Origin of the sequence: Photobacterium kasasachensis (genome assembly GCF_050336885.1) — a bacterium.
Lineage (GTDB): Bacteria > Pseudomonadota > Gammaproteobacteria > Enterobacterales > Vibrionaceae > Photobacterium > Photobacterium kasasachensis.
On the sequence record NZ_JAKJSH010000005.1, the window covers coordinates 288,102 to 304,890 of the forward strand.

Genomic DNA, 16,789 nt, shown 5'->3' on the forward strand with positions numbered 1-16,789 from the left:
ATATGCGTGATGGTGATCACTCTCGTGTTCTTAAGCCGTCGTTATTTGTATCGACTGATGAAGTAGCACAAAACGTGCGAAAAACAGTGTAAAGAGTTCTGTTTCGGTAATGGATACTGTCTCTTTGCTACTCGAAGGAAATCTTATGTCAGAGAATTTTTTGATAAGAGGGTAGTGATTGAATTAGATGGGACTAAGATATATTCAGTCAGTAAAATTAACTATGTTACGTCTATATTAAAACGTAGGTTTAATAGCTTCGGTACTCCGTCGGTGTTTTGCCTGTTTTGCGTTTGAATACTCGACAAAAATAGTTGGCATCATGGTAGCCACAGCGCTGTGCAACGTCTTCAAGCCTGAAGTTGTAACGCTTAAGCATAAATTTTGCTCGTTCGAGTCTGACCCATGAAATGTAATCGGCAAAGCGCATGTGACCTTCTTGGCGAAACAGGCGTGATAAGTGATTGGGAGAAATATTAAACCGCGCTGCGACCGTATTGCGGTTAATGTTACGGTGAAAGTTCTCTTGCACGTAGATACAAATCCCTTTGAACAAATCTTCACTTCGTCGGCTGGTATCTTCAGATGGCTTTTCAATCATCTCTTTGCAGTAACTAAGCAGGGCTAGCAATAAGAATTTATCGACAGGCTGCTTTTGTTTCTCATGTGCCAAGGTGGTCAATGCCGTCAGGATGTGATCGATGGCGTGCCCAGTGCGTTGCGGCACACTGTATTTCACTACATCATAGAACCCTTCTTCGTTTTTATGTTTACTAACCAAGCTCAGTCCGAGCTGACTTTTACCAAACAATAAGCTGAGCACAGAACACTCATGATTCCAGCTTGGCTTGTTCCAGGCGTTGGCCGGAATGAACAAAGCATCACCATTTTCCAGAAAAATATTGTCGAGCTTCTGCTGGTGGTTTTCGAGCTGGTTTTCATAGCGCCCATTGAATACAAGCTCTAGGCGTGGAAAGTTAACTTGGTAACTGGCTTCTGGCGGCGGTGTTGTGTCGCCCGCAAACCAGATTTGGTTGAAGGAATCACTGTCAGAGATTGCATTGTCGAGTAGGTCAGAGAAGGTATTCTTCATTAGTGTCTTTTGTCTTTGATAAAGCCGCTTTAACGGCATTTTTTATTTCATGTTAGATATTTGGTTCTCTTTCTTTCGGTAATTTAATCATTACTCTGCTTATTGTGATTATCATCATTAGACTTGTATTATAGCGATATACTGTTCTGTAAAGTGTCACATTAGTGCCATTTTACGAAATGTGTATCAAGTTTCACATTAATCACGAGGCTGATAAATCAGCCTCGTGATGTTCAGGGTGGCAATGTTTTAGGGGCGCATCCTAGGCTTGAGCCTGTGCAAGATGCGCAGCAATTTTATCCATGATTTGTGGTGCTTTCTTAACAGCATCAGCCACGCCGACACGAACGATTTTCTTTCCTTTAAAACGTTCTTCGTTTTTGATTGCGATATCTTTGGTTAGAATAATGATGTCGGCGCTGGCGACTTCGTTTGCTGTAATTTCGTTTTCGATACCAATAGAGCCCTGAGTTTCAATTTTTACTTCCCAGCCTTTGTCTTTTGCTGCGGTTTCCAGTGCTTCTGCTGCCATGTAGGTGTGTGCAACGCCAGATGGGCAAGATGTTACGCCTAGTACTTTCATGTGATGTCTCCCAACAAATTATATTAATCAAACTCTAACTCAAGGCTGTCTTCTTCAGCATCTTGGGTTTTCTCTTCGCGTCCAGTGATTGGTTTTTTAAGTGCGTTGACAACAAGGGCTGTTGTTAACGCACCTGCAACTGTAGCTAATAGGTAATACAGACGGCCATCAACGACAGGTAGCACAATCAAGCCACCCCAAGGGGCATGGTTGAGAACTCCCAGCATAAAGGCGGTAACGTTACCGACAATACCACCAAGCACTATGGATGGAATGACACGTAGAGGATCGGCAGCCGCGAAAGGAATTGCACCTTCTGTAATACCGATACAACCCATGATACCTGCTGCTTTACCTGCTTCACGCTCTTCTGGTGTATAGCGTTTTGGTGATAACAGGGTAGCCAGGAACATGCCTAGAGGTGGAACGCAGATTGCCACACCGACACCGCCCATCAGCCATGGCTGAGTACCGACTTGGGTTTGAGCAAAGAGTGTGGCGACTTTGTTAACTGGACCGCCCATATCGAAGGCTGTCATACCACCGAGAATGGCGCCCAGGAAGGCTTTCGATGCGCCTGCCATCCCTTGTAGCCAGAGGTTCAGGCTTTCCATTGCCATGGCGATAGGTGAGCCAATAACCCAGATAACCAAACCTGAGACAATAAAGGTACCGCCGATAGGCAGGATGAAATAAGTCGAGATCGCCTTCAGCTTATTAGACAGTGGAATGCGCTTCAGTTGAAGGACGACATAGCCAGCGATAAAGCCGACAATAATGGCGCCAAGGAATCCGGCGTTGACCTGGTTGGCAAGGTAGGCGCCAATCATACCCGGAGCCAGTGCTGGACGGTCAGCGATGGAGTACGCAATGTAGCCGCCTAATACTGGTACAAACAGAGTAAAGCCTGCGATACCCATGTCCCAGATACCGGTTAGGAAGGCCCCTTCTGGCTGAGCACCTTTACCGTTTAGCATGACTGATAAAGCAAGTAATACACCACCGGCGACGATAAACGGCAACATATGACTGGTACCAGTCAAGAGATGTCGTTTTAACTCCGAAATTTTGGTTTTCATCAGAATCACTCCATTTCCATTTATAGTTTATTTTTCAGTTGGTGCGAGCACCAAACACATTGGGTTGAGGTAAGCATTGCGAATGTTCGCTGTTTTGTTGGCTGTAATTATGGTGCTGAACTGAGTGGGAATATATTGGAGAAATAGGGCATTAACTGGACATTTGTATCTAGCAATAGCAGATGTGATACAGCTCTCATGCTGAGTTTGAAGGGGATCACAGTGTGGTAGGCTGGATATAAATATCAGAATGATTTAGGGATTAAAAATCCAGTTAGCGAAGATAAATCCAGTTGTAGACTTGGGATTTAGCGATAACGTGTATTGAATGTGTAATGGTGAATGCAGTGCCATTTCCATCCAACTCTCATGAAAACGTGATAAAACGCGCTGAATTTTCCTCGGATTTGTTATATAAGAACTTGAAAATATAGTATTTTTGATTTGTTTATTAAGGTTAGGCGTTATTTATAATGAAATGTACAAGCTGCAAAGTCGGTGTTTTATCTCCAAGCTTTATTGATGATTTATTCCGTGCCCATACATGCACGCATTGTGGCGGTAACTGGGTACTTGTTGAAGACTACGTATCTTGGAAGGAAAACAATCCTGAGTTTCAATTCTCTGACAGCGTAACTTGTGAAGCCGAGGATACCGAGTCTGCGCTGCTTTGCCCGCAGTCGGGTAAAATTATGCGTAAGTTCCGTATCACATCGGATAGTGCTCATCGCCTAGACTACAGCGCCAGTGTCGGCGGTGTATGGCTGGATAAAGGTGAATGGGATCTGATGAAAAAGAGCGGGTTAGCGGGCTCATTGAATGCCGTGCTTACCGCCCAATGGCAGAAAAATATCCGAACTAATACTGCCAAGGATAATTTTGCCGAGTTGTATGCTGAAAAATTTGGTGATGAGTCCTACGCGAAAGCCAAAGAGATCCGCCAATGGCTCAGTGAGCAACCAAACAAGGCCGATCTAAGAGCCTATATATTGGCAGAAGACCCGTATTCGGCAGAGCGATAACTTCGAGAAATATCTGTCTCGAACAGTTCTTTAATGAAACCACATATGGCAACTTCCTTCCTGTATAGGAGATAGAGAAGGTGTATTATTATGTGGTTTCATTCCTTTCTAAAAGGCATTCTATGATTTTAATTACAGGTGCAAGTAGCGGCTTGGGAGCGGCATTGGCTCAGCTGTATAGTGCTGAAGGAACCCCGCTGGTACTGACTGGCCGTAATGAGCAGCGACTCTCCTCCGTGGCTGACAATTTGCCGGGGCCAGTGCAGGCGACACCGGTTGATCTTACAGCTTCGGAAAAAGTGGCTGAGTTATTCGACTCACTGGATCAAGTGCCAGATACCGTTATTCACTGCGCAGGCAGCGGGTATTTTGGCCCGATTGAAGAGCAGAACCCAAGTGAAATCAACAAATTGATTGAGAATAACGTCACGTCTTCGATTTTCTTGCTGCGTGAATTGGTTGCACGCTATCGTGACCATAAGGTTAATGTGGTGGTGGTGATGTCGACGGCAGCGCAGCTTGCCAAGGCAGGAGAGTCCACCTATTGCGCGGCTAAGTGGGCGGTACGCGGGCTCGTTGAATCGGTACGCCTTGAGCTGAAGGGAAGCCCGATGAAGTTGGTTGCGGTATATCCCGGTGGTATGGCGACAGATTTTTGGAAAACCAGTGGCAAAGCGCTTGATACATCCTCATTTATGACGGCGAAAGAAGCCGCAAAAATGCTTAAACAAGCGCTGGTGGGTACGGAGCATGGCTTTGTTTCGGATATTACGATCAATCGGAACTAGTTAGTGCGTTGATTTTAAGGTTATTTGCTGTTGCTGCATTGAATCTCAACGATAGTTTTTGGGAGTAAGATCAAAATATCGCTGTACAAAAAATAAACAGCTGGTATTATCTTGGCCAGTTCTACAGAGAGTTATTGAATGCAACATCAAGTACAAGTTAAACCTTCAGCTACTTATACGCTAGCGTATAGTACCTATGTGTTTCCTTATATTTCTCGTAACATTAGATAATTCAATAGATTAGCATATCGCTTTTCGCGATTAATTCATGAATATATAAGGGGCATCATATGTCTAATTCAGCTACTGGTATCGTAAAATGGTTCAACGAAGAGAAAGGTTTTGGTTTCATCACGCAAGATAATGGTGGTGCCGATGTTTTTGTTCACTTCCGAGCAATCGCTTCAGAAGGTTTTAAAACACTGGCTGAAGGCCAGAAAGTTTCTTTTGACATTGAGCAAGGCCAGAAAGGTCTTCAAGCTGCAAATGTTGTAGCGCTATAAGTCTGAAAGCAAAGACAATAAAAGGTCGCCATTGGCGGCCTTTTCTGTTTCCTTCCAGTTTAGTCCTCTGTTCTCAAATCAATTTCACGCCTGATAATCTCCAGTCCAGTTTTTAGCTGGTTCCGGCTGGTAGGCCCGGTCAGCGAAATCCGTATCGCCGCTGGGGGCGGGTATCGACCGACTGTAAACATTTCGGCCTCGCGCACGTGAACGCCTTTGTCCTGAAGCCGTTGGCTGAAACGGTAGCCGGTTAGAGGCTCGGGCAGGGGAATCCAGCTGTTGAAGCCCGGTACGACATTGTTACTGTGCTGAGGGAAGTACTGGTTCAGCAATCGGTGCCGGGCATTGAGTTCGAGGGCGATTTCCTTGTCGACGTGCTCCATAGCGCCATTGGTTAGCCATCGGCATACCAGATCTATCATGAGCGGACTGATATGCATACAATTTGCCCGCAGTGCTTTTTGCATTTCGCCTCGTAAAGAGAGTGGCACGATAAGGTAGCCGACCCGCAAACCGCCTGCGAAATACTTGGAGAAACTCCCGACATATAACGTGATATCAGGAGCGATGGCTACAAGTGGTGTTTTACGGTGGCTTGGCGGGCAGTAAAGGACATCATCTTCGATGATCAGAACATGGTGGCGGCGACAGATTTCAATGATTTTCAAGCGACGGCTGTCACTCGTCTGTATCCCTGTCGGGTTTTGAACCGCGGGGGTCAGGTAGAGCAGCCGAGGCTTGTGGCGTTTGCAGTGAAGTTCCAAATCTTCAGGAATGATCCCCATTTCATCAAACTGTACCGGCACGAGCTTGCGCTCGGATTGCTGGCAGGTATGGACGAATTCGGCGTAACACAACCCTTCGACCAATATGGTTTCTTTTGGGCGCGTTAATGCGTGAACAATAATCGCTAAGCTATGTTGCCCGCCGTATGTCCAGATCAGACGACGATTATCAATATCACATTGTAGGCGCTTTGTGAGCCATTGCTGCAAGGTGTGGTTATGCCCCTGCAATCCTTCGGTACTGTAATAATCCAGAACGGCTTTTTGTGCCGTCGGTTCATCGGACAAATCTTGTAAAATAGCGGAAAGATGCTGTTGCTGGCTTAACAGCAGTGGTCGGCAAATAGCGAGATCAATGCCTTCCCGGGTTGTGATCGGATGGTAGAAGGTATCCTGTTCTGCTTGCCGGTCTTTGACATAGGTACCGCTGCCAACCTTGGGCTCTATCAGCCCTCGTCGCTCAAGTTCTTGATAGGCACGAGTGATTGTCCCTACTGTAACACCCAGTCGATATGACAGAATTCGCTGAGGCGGAAGCTTGGTGTTTGCCTTTATCTCATTGCTTTCTATCGCTTCGGCAAATGCATCGGCCAGTGCAATGAACTTGGGGCCGAGACGGCCTGAGAGATCGGGAATGAACATTGTCACCTTCTCAAGGGGTACATTTACTTGTTGAATACAGAATAGATAAGGGAGAAAGAGAAGGAAATAAAAGAATTGTCATGGTGACGCATAAACAATAGGTATTAACGCGATTCTCTCGTTACGCTGAGTTCATTGAGTGACACAGTGTGAAGGAAAGTAAGATGGATTCTGTATGGGAGTTGCTGCCAGCAATGAGTTTGTTTGCGTTTGTTACCGCGATGACACCGGGGCCGAATAATTTTTTGCTGGCAAGCTCAGGGGCGCAATTTGGTATCCGTCAGTCAATGAAACACCTTGTCGGGATCCGGTTTGGCATTGTTTGTTTATTGCTACTGTGTGCGGGTGGAGTCGCAATTGCACTAGAGCAGCACCCGACGTTATATCGCACATTACGTTACCTGGGGTTGGGGTATATGTTGTGGTTGGTAGCAAAATTGATAGTGCTTAATAGCGTGGCGAATAGTCAGGAAGGAGGGCGCCCCTTGTCTTTCCTGCAGGCTATGTTCTTTCAGCTTGGCAACATTAAAGCGTGGATGGCTTGTCTGGCACTGGTTACCAGTTACAGTTTACCCGGTAACTATTGGCTGTCTGTTTTTATGATTATTATTGTGTTCACGGTATTTGGTTTTTTTGCCAACAGCTGTTGGACATTGCTCGGGCGTTGGATAAAAACTCACTTAGATACCCCTGGAAAACAACGTGTTTTCAACCTTGGCATTGGGTTACTGACGATTGTTTCGCTTGCTCCGGCCTTCACGGTTGGCGCATAGAGTGGTTAATGATTGTCTAAATTTGCGATAACTGTTTGAAGGTTAGACAGTTGGAAAATATATGCCAAATTAGATCTTTACAAGCTTAAGTTAGCTCCGTATCATTCGCCGCACTTACGGAGAGATGGCTGAGTGGTTGAAAGCACCGGTCTTGAAAACCGGCATACGTTTGTAGCGTATCTAGGGTTCAAATCCCTATCTCTCCGCCACATTCAAAAAAGCCAGCTTAATTGCTGGCTTTTTTACATCTGTGGCTTGGCAACAAATGAGATAGGGTGAAGAAGCCTAGATGGGGGTTCACCTGAGCGAAGCGAAAGCACATCGGCTCCGCCGATAGCCCGAAGGGCGCGAGCTTGCGAGCAGTAAATCCCTATCTCTCCGCCATATTCAAAAAAGCCAGCTTAATTGCTGGCTTTTTTACATCTGTAGCTTGGCAACGAATGAGATAGGGTGAAGAAGCCTAGATAGGTGGGCGGCCAGTCTTCACCTGAGCGAAGCCGTTAAGCCGCTAAGCCTCTGGTATCTATCTCTAAGTGACTTCCTTTGATTATCTGATAGTCATTAATAGCAAGCCTGATGCGACCGCGCTTTCTTTCTATAAGATCTGGAATCATAATTCCTGTTGTTTGTCGTAACTCTGAAAGCTGCTTACGGGCACGATGTACCTGTATATTAATGTGGGTTTCGGGTAATCCTAAGTCTTTCGTCAGCTGTTCAATTGAACGCCAGCCTTGGGAAGGCTCGGGCACATTCTGTTTTATATCTTCTGCCTTGTAGCGTGCGAGAATTGCGGTTAAGTAATGGTGGCTTCGAGCCTGGCAATCGATAGACTCACTGGCACTTTGAATCATTAACTCGGTCAGTTCCTCATCTTGGCTAATATTAAAGACATAGCAAAGGTCATTTTTTTCTTGTGCTGACAGGCACAAGGTGTCCATATTTTCAGGGGATTCACACTTAAATAACTGCCATGTCTGCTTTGAGAACTTAAGTTGCTCCCCGTCATGTAAGGGGCTAAGTATACTGTTTTCAAAATGTTCACATTGCCATTGCTGGGACTCTTGATCATAAAAGACCACAAGCTCAGGTGAGGATTCATTGGGTAGAAAGTGATAGTGCTCCAGATAAATCGGCTGAATGCCATGATCATCGCCACGTTCTTGGGAGCTAGGCAGCAAGATGTCTTTTGGCGGCTCTAAGCTTTTAACAATGAACGGAGTACATTGCGCACTGGAGAAGGTAATTTGATCGTTGATATGAAGCAATTGTGGGTGGTTTGCCTTAATCAACTTACCATTTACTCGTAGCCCGTTTTTACTTAGATCTCTGATATACCAATGCTTTTGGAATTCAATAACAGCATGAATTCTCGACACATCCGGAAGTGCAATTGTTGTATCTACGGTAGAGGATAGGCGCCCGAACTGGTGGAAAGCTTTGAGGTAAACCGGGCTTGAGTATTTTTGATTAGTTAGAAAAGCCATGTTTTTTCTCACTCTATTAATTGCCAAATGTCGCTGATATCAAACTGTGTAGCTAGTTGCATAGCAAATGGATTCTTGGTCTATAAGTGTATCCAACATTTCGAGATTTTGTTGGTAGTTTGGAAGCGTTTGAATAAGCTTCTCCATTGCTCTATTTAGTTCGGACTCGACAACAGCTGTTGACTCAGAATTTGTCTGCCATTGGTTTTGAACTTTCAATGATGAGGAATTTTCTTCAGGTGTTACCCATAAAGAGGTTAATGTCCAGCCTGTTTCACGAGCGAGAGGAGGGAAAATAAGATTTGATAGTTCTTTGAATTTCTGCTCATCTTCACGCTTGATTTCCAATGCTGCGATTAGGTTGAGTGCTAGGTTCTCATTCATTATTTTGCTCCTTTCTGTAGGTAGTAGTGATAATCTTGCGCTACGGCTTCTGCCAGTTCTTCTCGGGACGTAAATCCCAGTATTAGATATAAATCGTTTGGATCTTTTGTTGTGATTGTGTTTTGTTTTCGATCTATATACCAATCCCACAATTCCTGCTCAGTTAGCGCTAAGTCGGAAAGAGGCTGTGGTTGATGAGCACGTTTGAACTCAATTTTCTTCTGGTATTCAGCGAACTGGTTTGTCAGCTTCAATATATCTAGCATCTCACTGGCTGTTTGGTGATCACAGTGATCTAACCAAGCCAATAGAGATTGGGTTTCCACTAAGCGATCGAATTCATTGGAACTGATTTGTTGGGAATTAGCCCAGTGAGCGAGTTTGGGAAAGTCTAATTCTTGTTTTTCGAGCGCAGATTGATGGAAAGCAAGCTCTAAAAGTGTACTCTTCTTCAGGTTATTTGTATCAGGCAGATGAGATACGGCAGAACGCAATGCGGCTTTTCTGGCTATAGCCTGTTGTTTATATTCGTGGTAGCGACCTTCGAGTTTGAGCTCTCTGTCTAACTCTTCTGCTGTAACTGAGTTCATTTCAAGCTTGCGTTGCTGATCTAATTTCGACACGAGCCTTTCCCAAGCGTCTGTTTTGGCAAAGTGGCTTCTATCTTTATTAGGAGCTTTTTCATCTGCGTTTGAACTTGCTAAAGATTGAAGTAGTGATAACGCATCTTGTTGCTTTATATCAATAGGGTGGCAGTCGATAAAGTCACACAGAGGTTGTGATTTTGCTTTATCCATTAGCTTTTTAGCGTACTGTTTGAGAATGTCAAAGGAGCGTTTGGGGTAGTGGAGCTCTTTCAAGGCAAGTACAAGCTGAGCTGACTCATTAGCGCCAATAATGTGCTGAGCAACAGCCGCATCTAGCGTCGCTCTAATATTAATCATGGGGGTCGATAGGCTAGGGTAGCCGAGTTCTGCAGGGCCATGAACTAACGCAACTTCGTCGTCATCTTCTAAATGTCCAGAGTGAAACTGTTCGAAGACAAAGCCAAAGCCTTTCATACCAAGGCTTGATAATTCCGCGGCTCGTAACGCGCCCATACTGGAACAGCCGTATACGTTTATTCCCAGAGAAATGGCGTACAGTATTTCTTTGTGCCAAACAGCTGGCACACTTTCAAAATAACCATCAATCAAAACAATGCTATCAGGCTTATCATGCGTAGCTAAATATAGGTCACCTTGCTTCGCTGGTGGGCGGCAATCCGCTTGAATTATGGTTGAAATCTTATCTGCGGTAAGGGTTGGCCCTGAGAATATGATAGTCCTCATTTTTCCCCTCCTTGAGTCAGTGAATTATTAAGCTTAAGTGCACGTTGGCCCCCAACATATCCGGGTGACTCGTCAATCCCCTCCAAGCCAGGAACCACAACTCTGACAACAGGAATCTGATAGTCATCTTTTGTCAGGTTAACAACCCCGACTTGTTTTAACCCTACGTTATTAAGTTTGTGCAGAATAAGTTCAATGTCGTGCTCAAAGTGTTCAAAGTTCCAGCTAAGGATATCCTGAAAGCTTCTTGCGCCGTGAGTTGAGGTTGAGTCGATACATCTAATTGATGAGGTCGAAGTCTGGTAGTTGTTAGCTTCAATGTCATCTCTTGAGCCTGATATCATGGTTAACCGGGTTTGAGCCGCTTCGGTGAGTGCCCTTAATAGCGCAATACTTTTGCAAGGGTGAGTGCCTGAGCCTGCAGACGGGTAGTGAGGGCCGGTTGTTTTGCTTTTCGGTGCAATTTTGCAGTAGAAGCTTGGTAACCCTATATCCGATGTGATATCCCAAATTTGGATATCAATATCAGCTGCCTGGTATTTTTTTATTACCGAAAGGCAATCTAAGTCATCGACAGTATCAAGCTTGAGGAGGCGAGTGTCTTGTTGGCTTAAGTGATCCTTTTCTACCCGCCACAAGGCCAGGGCGTCTCGTTCTATGACTTCACACAGCCCATGCACGATTGCTTCCTCGGTGCTGTTTCCTGATGCAAGACCATTGGAACTCATGACAAATGTTCCGCTTCCCGTTGGGAGTGGAAGTGTGTAATTACAGTGAGTGACATCATATGGAATGTAGATAGGTGTATTGGTAAAGAGTTCTTCACCCTCGATCCAGAGGCGCTGACTGTGCTCAGAAAAAGTACCGAAAGCCAATCTAGGCAAGCCAGTGACATCGACAACATGATGCTTTGACGACATTTGGTTATAGCTTGCTAACTTCAGAGGTAAATCAATGTGCTCTGCGTGGTAGGTTTCTATCGCTTCCATTGCCCCCGAGACTTTTGCAGATATGAGATCCAGCCCCTTTCCTTGAGCAACAGATATCGCGCAAGACGCTGGACGACAAACCGTGACGACAGGGATCCCGATATGGTCTAGCCCCGTAATATTCGCAATACGGGTGATCCCCATCTCCTTTAAGAACGGGGAAATTTTATCGAAGGTAGATTGTGGAGACCGCGAGCGATGGGTTCCTCTCTGATGTTTTTTTGAGATCATCAAATATCCTTGGATTTAAGCAGTAATAGCCAAGCAAAAAGCTTGGCTATTTGTTCTATTGCTACTTGCTATTTAAGGAAGCTTTGGAGGTTAGCTACCGTACAGACGGTTCCAACAAGAAGGCTCTCTTCTTGAACATCTTTAGGATTAACGGCACCGACCTGGACGCCGGCATCGCGATAATAGCGAGCCAAAGACTGTGCCGTGAGCGTGTTACTCTGCTCTTTTATCGACTCCATGTAGGGGATGATATCATCGCGGTGATTGTGAATCGTGGCCTTCATCTCTGAGATGGCCTGTTGCAATTCGTTTAGATCCTGTTGATTTCCAGCCTCAAGATTTAAAGCATCTAAGCGATCAAGGTCATCAGTACTGAGATAGTGAATATGGTAAGGGTAAAATTCGTTATCGTCTCTTACCATCAAAGGATTGACGTAGGATACGATGTAGAGGTTCTCGCCAACAGCCTCTTTGAGTTGCTCTAAAGCTGAAGTGGGTATGTGGTCATTGGCAAAGCTCACTATTGGCTGGTCTGATTTAGGCTCTAAATGACTGATTGGAGTATCCGGAACAAATGAAGGTTGAGAACTTTCACGTAGCGGAGCACGTAGTCTGTTTAGTTGCAAAACGCGCAAATCGAGCAAATAGCCCGGCTTTAAGTCGTCGCGATTAATTCCTGCCGGGCACTGAGCCTTCTCTAGGTTCCAAGGAACGATTTTGGTAAGTGCAGGGCCAATGATGTTAATCTGCTGTAACTTCTGTCCCTGATTCTGAGAGCCAAAGAAAAAATGGTAATCCGTTTCACTATAGCACCATTCAATTCGCTTAATCTCTTTGGCGGTATAGTCTTTGTGATTGATAAGAGTTGCTCGTTTCCCATCTTTTCTTATCACATAGATATCTTGCGAGCGGAGAGTAAGGTTTCCATTCTCATCAATGTATGGGCTTAACTCATTTTGCAGCTCTTCTAAAGATAGTTTTTCCATAATTTATCCTTGTTTATAGATAACCTAGCGTTTTTGCATGATTTAATGCCAATAATACAGACTGCTGGCAGTACTTTTGTTTGCCTATGATGTTTCTACTATTAATGGCCTCCTTTAATGGGCTAATAACTGATTCCGGTAGTGCGTGTTGGCTCGAATCAAGTAGGGTTTTGATTATATTAATGACACGATGGTGGGTGATATCTTGGGAAATAAAAGACACTGAACTGGCGATAAGTTCGAGCTCAATAAGTAAAGCCAACCATTGCAGAGGAAATGGAAATTCATTCGATAATGCTTTCCAAATATGGTTGCATTGTTTTATTAGTGTCTGACTGTGTTTATAGTCACCATCCTTGTAAGCGAGCCACGCTTCGTTGGCATTTGCTATCGCAATATAGTCATCCATACCCGAGTTTTGAGCAAACTCTTTCGCCTGACTTAAGTATTGGCGAGTTTCTATTCTATTCCCTTGGAGTCGAAACAGTACGGTTAGATAAGCTAAACAGCGAGTCTTCAGCGTAGTATCCGCATATTCAGTTGCATTATTCAGTGCTTGTATTAAGTACTTTTGAGCGTCTGTATATTGCTGGCTAAATAAGCAGGTAAAGCCAAAAGTAAACAGGCAGTTATTTTGTAGCGGATAGTCCTCTGTTTCCTGAGATGCGATAAAGGCATGTTTTGCCAATTCCACATGTTGTCTCGTTAAGGCATAGCGAGTGTGACGAAATTCATACTGTAATTTGGCATCATAGAACTTTGCTTTAGCTGTAGGGTTGTCGAAGTCGACTACGTTTTCTTCAATGAGGTTGATGACGCTGAGCATATCCTGTAACTGGTTGCGCCAATAAAAGACATAGAGCTTTGCCATTTGCACAGACAACCACATTTGATGCCAGTATTTATCGGCTAACATGTCAGCATTTAATAACGACTCTGCAGTCAAGTAGGCTTCTATAGCTTGTTCATGCAAGTGGTGAGTTTCCAGAGACTTGCCATAATTTAGGAACAAACTTGCTTTTAGTAAGTTGTCTTCATCACAGCTTTCTTCAATAGCAGCAAGGTAATGCTGACGAGCTTGGGTATGTTTGGCCAGTCGAACCAAATTATCACTTAAACCAATAAGCGCTTGTATTTTTGTCTTCTTTGAAACGTGTTCAGAAATCTCCTCGCTAGAGAGAGCGAGCGCTTTTTCATAATAGATAATTGCATCTTCCACGATAGACGAGTGGGAAGATTGTTCTCCCGCTTGTAAGTAGTACGGTACCGCAAGGCTAGGGCGCTGGGCTTTTGCCCATTGCTCTGCAACTATGGCCGAAGAGTATTCCCCAGTATTGAAATCTTGTTCCATGGCACTTGCAATGTGGCTATGGATTGTTGGTTGTATGGTCGTGCTTTCATAAACGGCATCACGAACGAGTGCGTGCTTAAATTGATATTGGTTACCGTCTATATTGCGCTGAATGTAGATTAATTGAGCTCTCTGAAGTTCTTCTAAATCAGATTGTAGTTGGATTGCATCTTTGTCAGACGCTGCATGAATCAACCGCTCACTAAACGTTCTACCAATCGCTGCAGCGAGTTGAGCCGTGTCTTTAGCGAACACAAGCCCATCCAGCTTTTGCTGTAATGACTCTCTTAGGTTTTCGGGTACCCGCGACTCAGGTTCAGAGACTACAAAGTCCAGCTGACCATTTACTTTTTTTATGAGCGCATTTCTTTGGGAGTAAGTAACTAATTCTTCAAGGAAGAGAGGGTTACCATCGCTTCGTTCGGTAAGTAAGTCTTCGACTTTTTTACTCACGGGTTGGTTATCAAGCAAATACCGAATGAAGCTGTGGCAGTCGGATTCTGTAAGTGCAGTTAGTTCAACTATTGAGCAGTTTGACTCGACGAGCGCGCCAGGAAGTGGATTACGCGAACTATTTAGCCAGTGAATATGATGTTCTGCTAACCAGTCGGAGGCCACAAAATAATGAATAAACTCGACTGTTGTCGCATCAGCCCAGTGCAGATCTTCACACACAAAGAGTGTCGATGTTCTATGACCGCCACTTTGCTTCTCTCTACTGATTAAACAGAGAAGATGCGAAACAGCAATAAACAACAGCTTTTTTTGTTCATTAAGAGAGAGATTATCAAGAGAGTGATTTATCAGCTGTGCACTGTAGGTACTGAGACGGGAGTATGGCTGAAGCCATGCCCACAAAATAGCTGTGCAGTTTTCTCTTTCAACCAAAGGTGCTGATAGAGAGCTCATTGCCTGAGTTAAGTGGCGATCCGCTTCGGGACTGTTGAGATCAAAATACGCGGTGATGAGGTTTAAAATCGGGTATAAGGCGTTTGTTTTATACTCAGGTAAGCACTGGAGTGTCACCACGCTTGTATTTTTGTAGCTCTCTTTGAGTCCCAACAGGAGACGAGATTTACCGATACCAGCATCTCCGTGTAAGTGGAAGAGAGGCGTGGTGCTGCTAGGGCTATCTAGTAATGACAGTTTATCGAAGACATCTTGCCGACCAAACATTGCCCCGTGGGATTTGACAGTGCGCAAAAAGCCGAAAGATTCGGAGAATCGTTCGCCTTTGAGAAAATATTTTTGCAATGATGAAGGTACTGATACACCTTCTTGTGGTTCGAATATAAGTTGCTCGCTGAGCATGCCTTGAAACTGGGCAGAGCAAACGATCTCATCTGGCTTTGCATTTCTAGCTAAAGACATGGCATCTGTTGCTACTCTTCCTTCTGGAATATTTCCGCCAATGCTTCGCATCATTCCTTTTGTGAGCCCAATTCTTAGCTCTAGATTCACGCCGTGCTTTTCAAACAGCTGTTCTTGTTTACTGTTTAAGTTATTCCAGATGTCGAGCGCAGCTCTCGCACAGAGGCGGCTGTCATTGTCACTCACGACAGGGTAGCCAAAATAGAATAGAGTGGTGTCGCCAATTGTACCCACTTGGCTTGCTCCATAACGCAATGCAATGTCTACACATTGGTGATGTTGGTCAGCTAAAAGCATTTCAATGATGTCTTGCTTTTCATAGGTAATGTAATCAGGTGTACCTTCTGGCTCTGACAAAATGACACACAGTGCAGAGATTTGTTTTCGTTCAATAAACCGAGAATAAGTTGATGAGTAGGTTCCCGTTTGAGTCGCGAGAATTTCTGTTGCATGAGCGCCCGCCTCATTGTTTAGCTTGGCAGAGGAAGGTACTAGGTCGGAGAAATTGAGTTTTTGAAACTCGTTATATAAGTCGACAGTATTTCCCGGGCGTTCAAGGGCTTTTTTATGCAGTACACGTCTAAAAAATGATGCTGAATGATGCCCAGCTAAGATGCCTAAGGGAACATTGGTAGAACTGAGTTGATGGTAAAATACCGTTGCAGCGCTAGTGCCTTTAATCGTTGAGACGCCAGTTAAGCACTCGATAAATACGAGTCCCCAAACATATATGTCAGTTTGAGGTAGCGATGGTTCTCCTCTTAGCTGTTCTGGAGCACTATATTTGGGGGTACCGAGCACTTCATCATTTAAGGTCAGCGTTTGAAAGTCAGTTTGCTTGGCATCGCTTTTAAGTGTACTGATACCAAAGTCGAGGATTTTAACATGCAGCTTAGCCCCAACTTTAAATAGCATAATGTTGGCTGGCTTAATGTCTCTGTGAACAATACCTAGTTCATGGGCATGAGCTAATGCATCAAGGACGCAGGCCATGATTTCCGCAGCATCTGTAGGTAGTAGCGGACCTTGAGAGTCCAAATGATCCTTTAGTGTTTCACCATCGACATATTCGTAAACGGCGTATAGCAGTCCATCACCCTGCTGGCCTTTATCAATGAGAGAAACAATATTCGGATGATTAAGGCGACGCACCAGATCACACTCTCTATTAAAGCGTGCGATGCTCCTTTGCTTCTTCTGCTGAGACTCAGCTTCATTCAATCTTAGAAACTTGATCGCGACAAGTTTTTGAGTGCGTATTTGCCTTGCCTTATAAACTTGTCCGAAACCGCCTTCACCAATTTTCTCTAAGATGGTGTAGTTAGTAGAACAAAAGCGATCTTCTATAGTATTAAATGTTCCTTGCGCTTGATTCATGATATCGCTCTTGAAAG

14 protein-coding genes and 1 tRNA gene are annotated in these 16,789 nt (G+C 44.5%); 5 read left to right on the forward strand and 10 right to left on the reverse strand.

Annotation, left to right across the window (positions count from 1 at the left end; translation table 11 throughout):
* Positions 1-250 precede the first annotated feature (250 nt).
* The 3 genes from L4D19_RS05650 to L4D19_RS05660 form a co-directional block, all read right to left on the reverse strand.
* Positions 251-1,093 carry a helix-turn-helix transcriptional regulator gene (locus L4D19_RS05650; protein WP_428451607.1) on the reverse strand — a complete coding sequence of 281 codons (843 nt, stop codon included), beginning with the start codon at positions 1,091-1,093 and terminating at the stop codon, positions 251-253.
* Positions 1,094-1,355: 262 nt separating this feature from the next.
* On the reverse strand, positions 1,356-1,676 hold the full coding sequence (locus tag L4D19_RS05655) for a PTS fructose-like transporter subunit IIB (RefSeq protein WP_428451608.1): 321 nt from the start codon (positions 1,674-1,676) through the stop codon (positions 1,356-1,358).
* A gap of 23 nt (positions 1,677-1,699) precedes the next feature.
* The gene (locus L4D19_RS05660) at positions 1,700-2,755 is read right to left on the reverse strand and encodes a PTS fructose transporter subunit EIIC (protein WP_428451609.1); all 1,056 of its coding nucleotides are present in this window, start codon (positions 2,753-2,755) and stop codon (positions 1,700-1,702) included.
* Between the two features lie 473 nt (positions 2,756-3,228).
* Here L4D19_RS05660 and L4D19_RS05665 point away from each other — a divergent pair, with 473 nt between their 5' ends.
* From L4D19_RS05665 to cspE, 3 genes are all read left to right on the forward strand, one after another.
* The gene (locus L4D19_RS05665) at positions 3,229-3,777 is read left to right on the forward strand and encodes a zf-TFIIB domain-containing protein (RefSeq protein WP_428451610.1); all 549 of its coding nucleotides are present in this window, start codon (positions 3,229-3,231) and stop codon (positions 3,775-3,777) included.
* A 122-nt stretch (positions 3,778-3,899) separates the two neighbouring features.
* Entirely contained in the window at positions 3,900-4,565 is a 666-nt protein-coding gene (locus L4D19_RS05670; protein ID WP_428451611.1) for an SDR family NAD(P)-dependent oxidoreductase, read from the forward strand.
* 290 nt (positions 4,566-4,855) lie between these two features.
* Entirely contained in the window at positions 4,856-5,068 is a 213-nt protein-coding gene (cspE, locus tag L4D19_RS05675; RefSeq protein ID WP_075766705.1) for a transcription antiterminator/RNA stability regulator CspE, read from the forward strand.
* Between the two features lie 59 nt (positions 5,069-5,127).
* Here the strand turns inward: cspE and L4D19_RS05680 are convergent, their stop codons facing one another.
* Positions 5,128-6,495, reverse strand: coding sequence for an aminotransferase-like domain-containing protein (locus L4D19_RS05680; RefSeq protein ID WP_428451612.1), 1,368 nt, complete (start codon positions 6,493-6,495; stop codon positions 5,128-5,130).
* Positions 6,496-6,659: 164 nt separating this feature from the next.
* On the opposite strand from L4D19_RS05680, the gene L4D19_RS05685 reads away from it, so the two are divergent.
* Complete coding sequence (locus tag L4D19_RS05685; RefSeq protein ID WP_428451613.1) at positions 6,660-7,268, forward strand: LysE family translocator; 609 nt, start codon at positions 6,660-6,662, stop codon at positions 7,266-7,268.
* A 118-nt stretch (positions 7,269-7,386) separates the two neighbouring features.
* Positions 7,387-7,477: transfer RNA gene (locus tag L4D19_RS05690), tRNA-Ser, on the forward strand.
* Between the two features lie 291 nt (positions 7,478-7,768).
* On the opposite strand, the gene L4D19_RS05695 is transcribed toward L4D19_RS05690, so the two are convergent.
* The 6 genes from L4D19_RS05695 to L4D19_RS05720 all read right to left on the reverse strand — a co-directional run bounded on the left by L4D19_RS05695 (position 7,769) and on the right by L4D19_RS05720 (position 16,772).
* Complete coding sequence (locus L4D19_RS05695) at positions 7,769-8,752, reverse strand: FHA domain-containing protein (protein WP_428451614.1); 984 nt, start codon at positions 8,750-8,752, stop codon at positions 7,769-7,771.
* Between the two features lie 39 nt (positions 8,753-8,791).
* Positions 8,792-9,136 (reverse strand): hypothetical protein, encoded by a 345-nt coding sequence (locus L4D19_RS05700; protein WP_428451615.1) that lies wholly within the window; start codon positions 9,134-9,136, stop codon positions 8,792-8,794.
* Positions 9,136-10,467, reverse strand: coding sequence for a TfuA-like protein (locus L4D19_RS05705; protein ID WP_428451616.1), 1,332 nt, complete (start codon positions 10,465-10,467; stop codon positions 9,136-9,138). The genes L4D19_RS05700 and L4D19_RS05705 overlap by 1 nt, the downstream gene beginning before the upstream one ends.
* Positions 10,464-11,687: a YcaO-like family protein gene (locus L4D19_RS05710; protein ID WP_428451617.1), complete on the reverse strand. Its 1,224-nt coding sequence runs from the start codon at positions 11,685-11,687 to the stop codon at positions 10,464-10,466. Before L4D19_RS05710 ends, L4D19_RS05705 begins: the two co-directional genes overlap by 4 nt.
* Positions 11,688-11,755: 68 nt before the next feature.
* Entirely contained in the window at positions 11,756-12,673 is a 918-nt protein-coding gene (locus L4D19_RS05715) for a hypothetical protein (RefSeq protein ID WP_428451618.1), read from the reverse strand.
* A gap of 13 nt (positions 12,674-12,686) precedes the next feature.
* Positions 12,687-16,772, reverse strand: coding sequence for a protein kinase domain-containing protein (locus L4D19_RS05720; protein ID WP_428451619.1), 4,086 nt, complete (start codon positions 16,770-16,772; stop codon positions 12,687-12,689).
* Positions 16,773-16,789 lie beyond the last annotated feature (17 nt).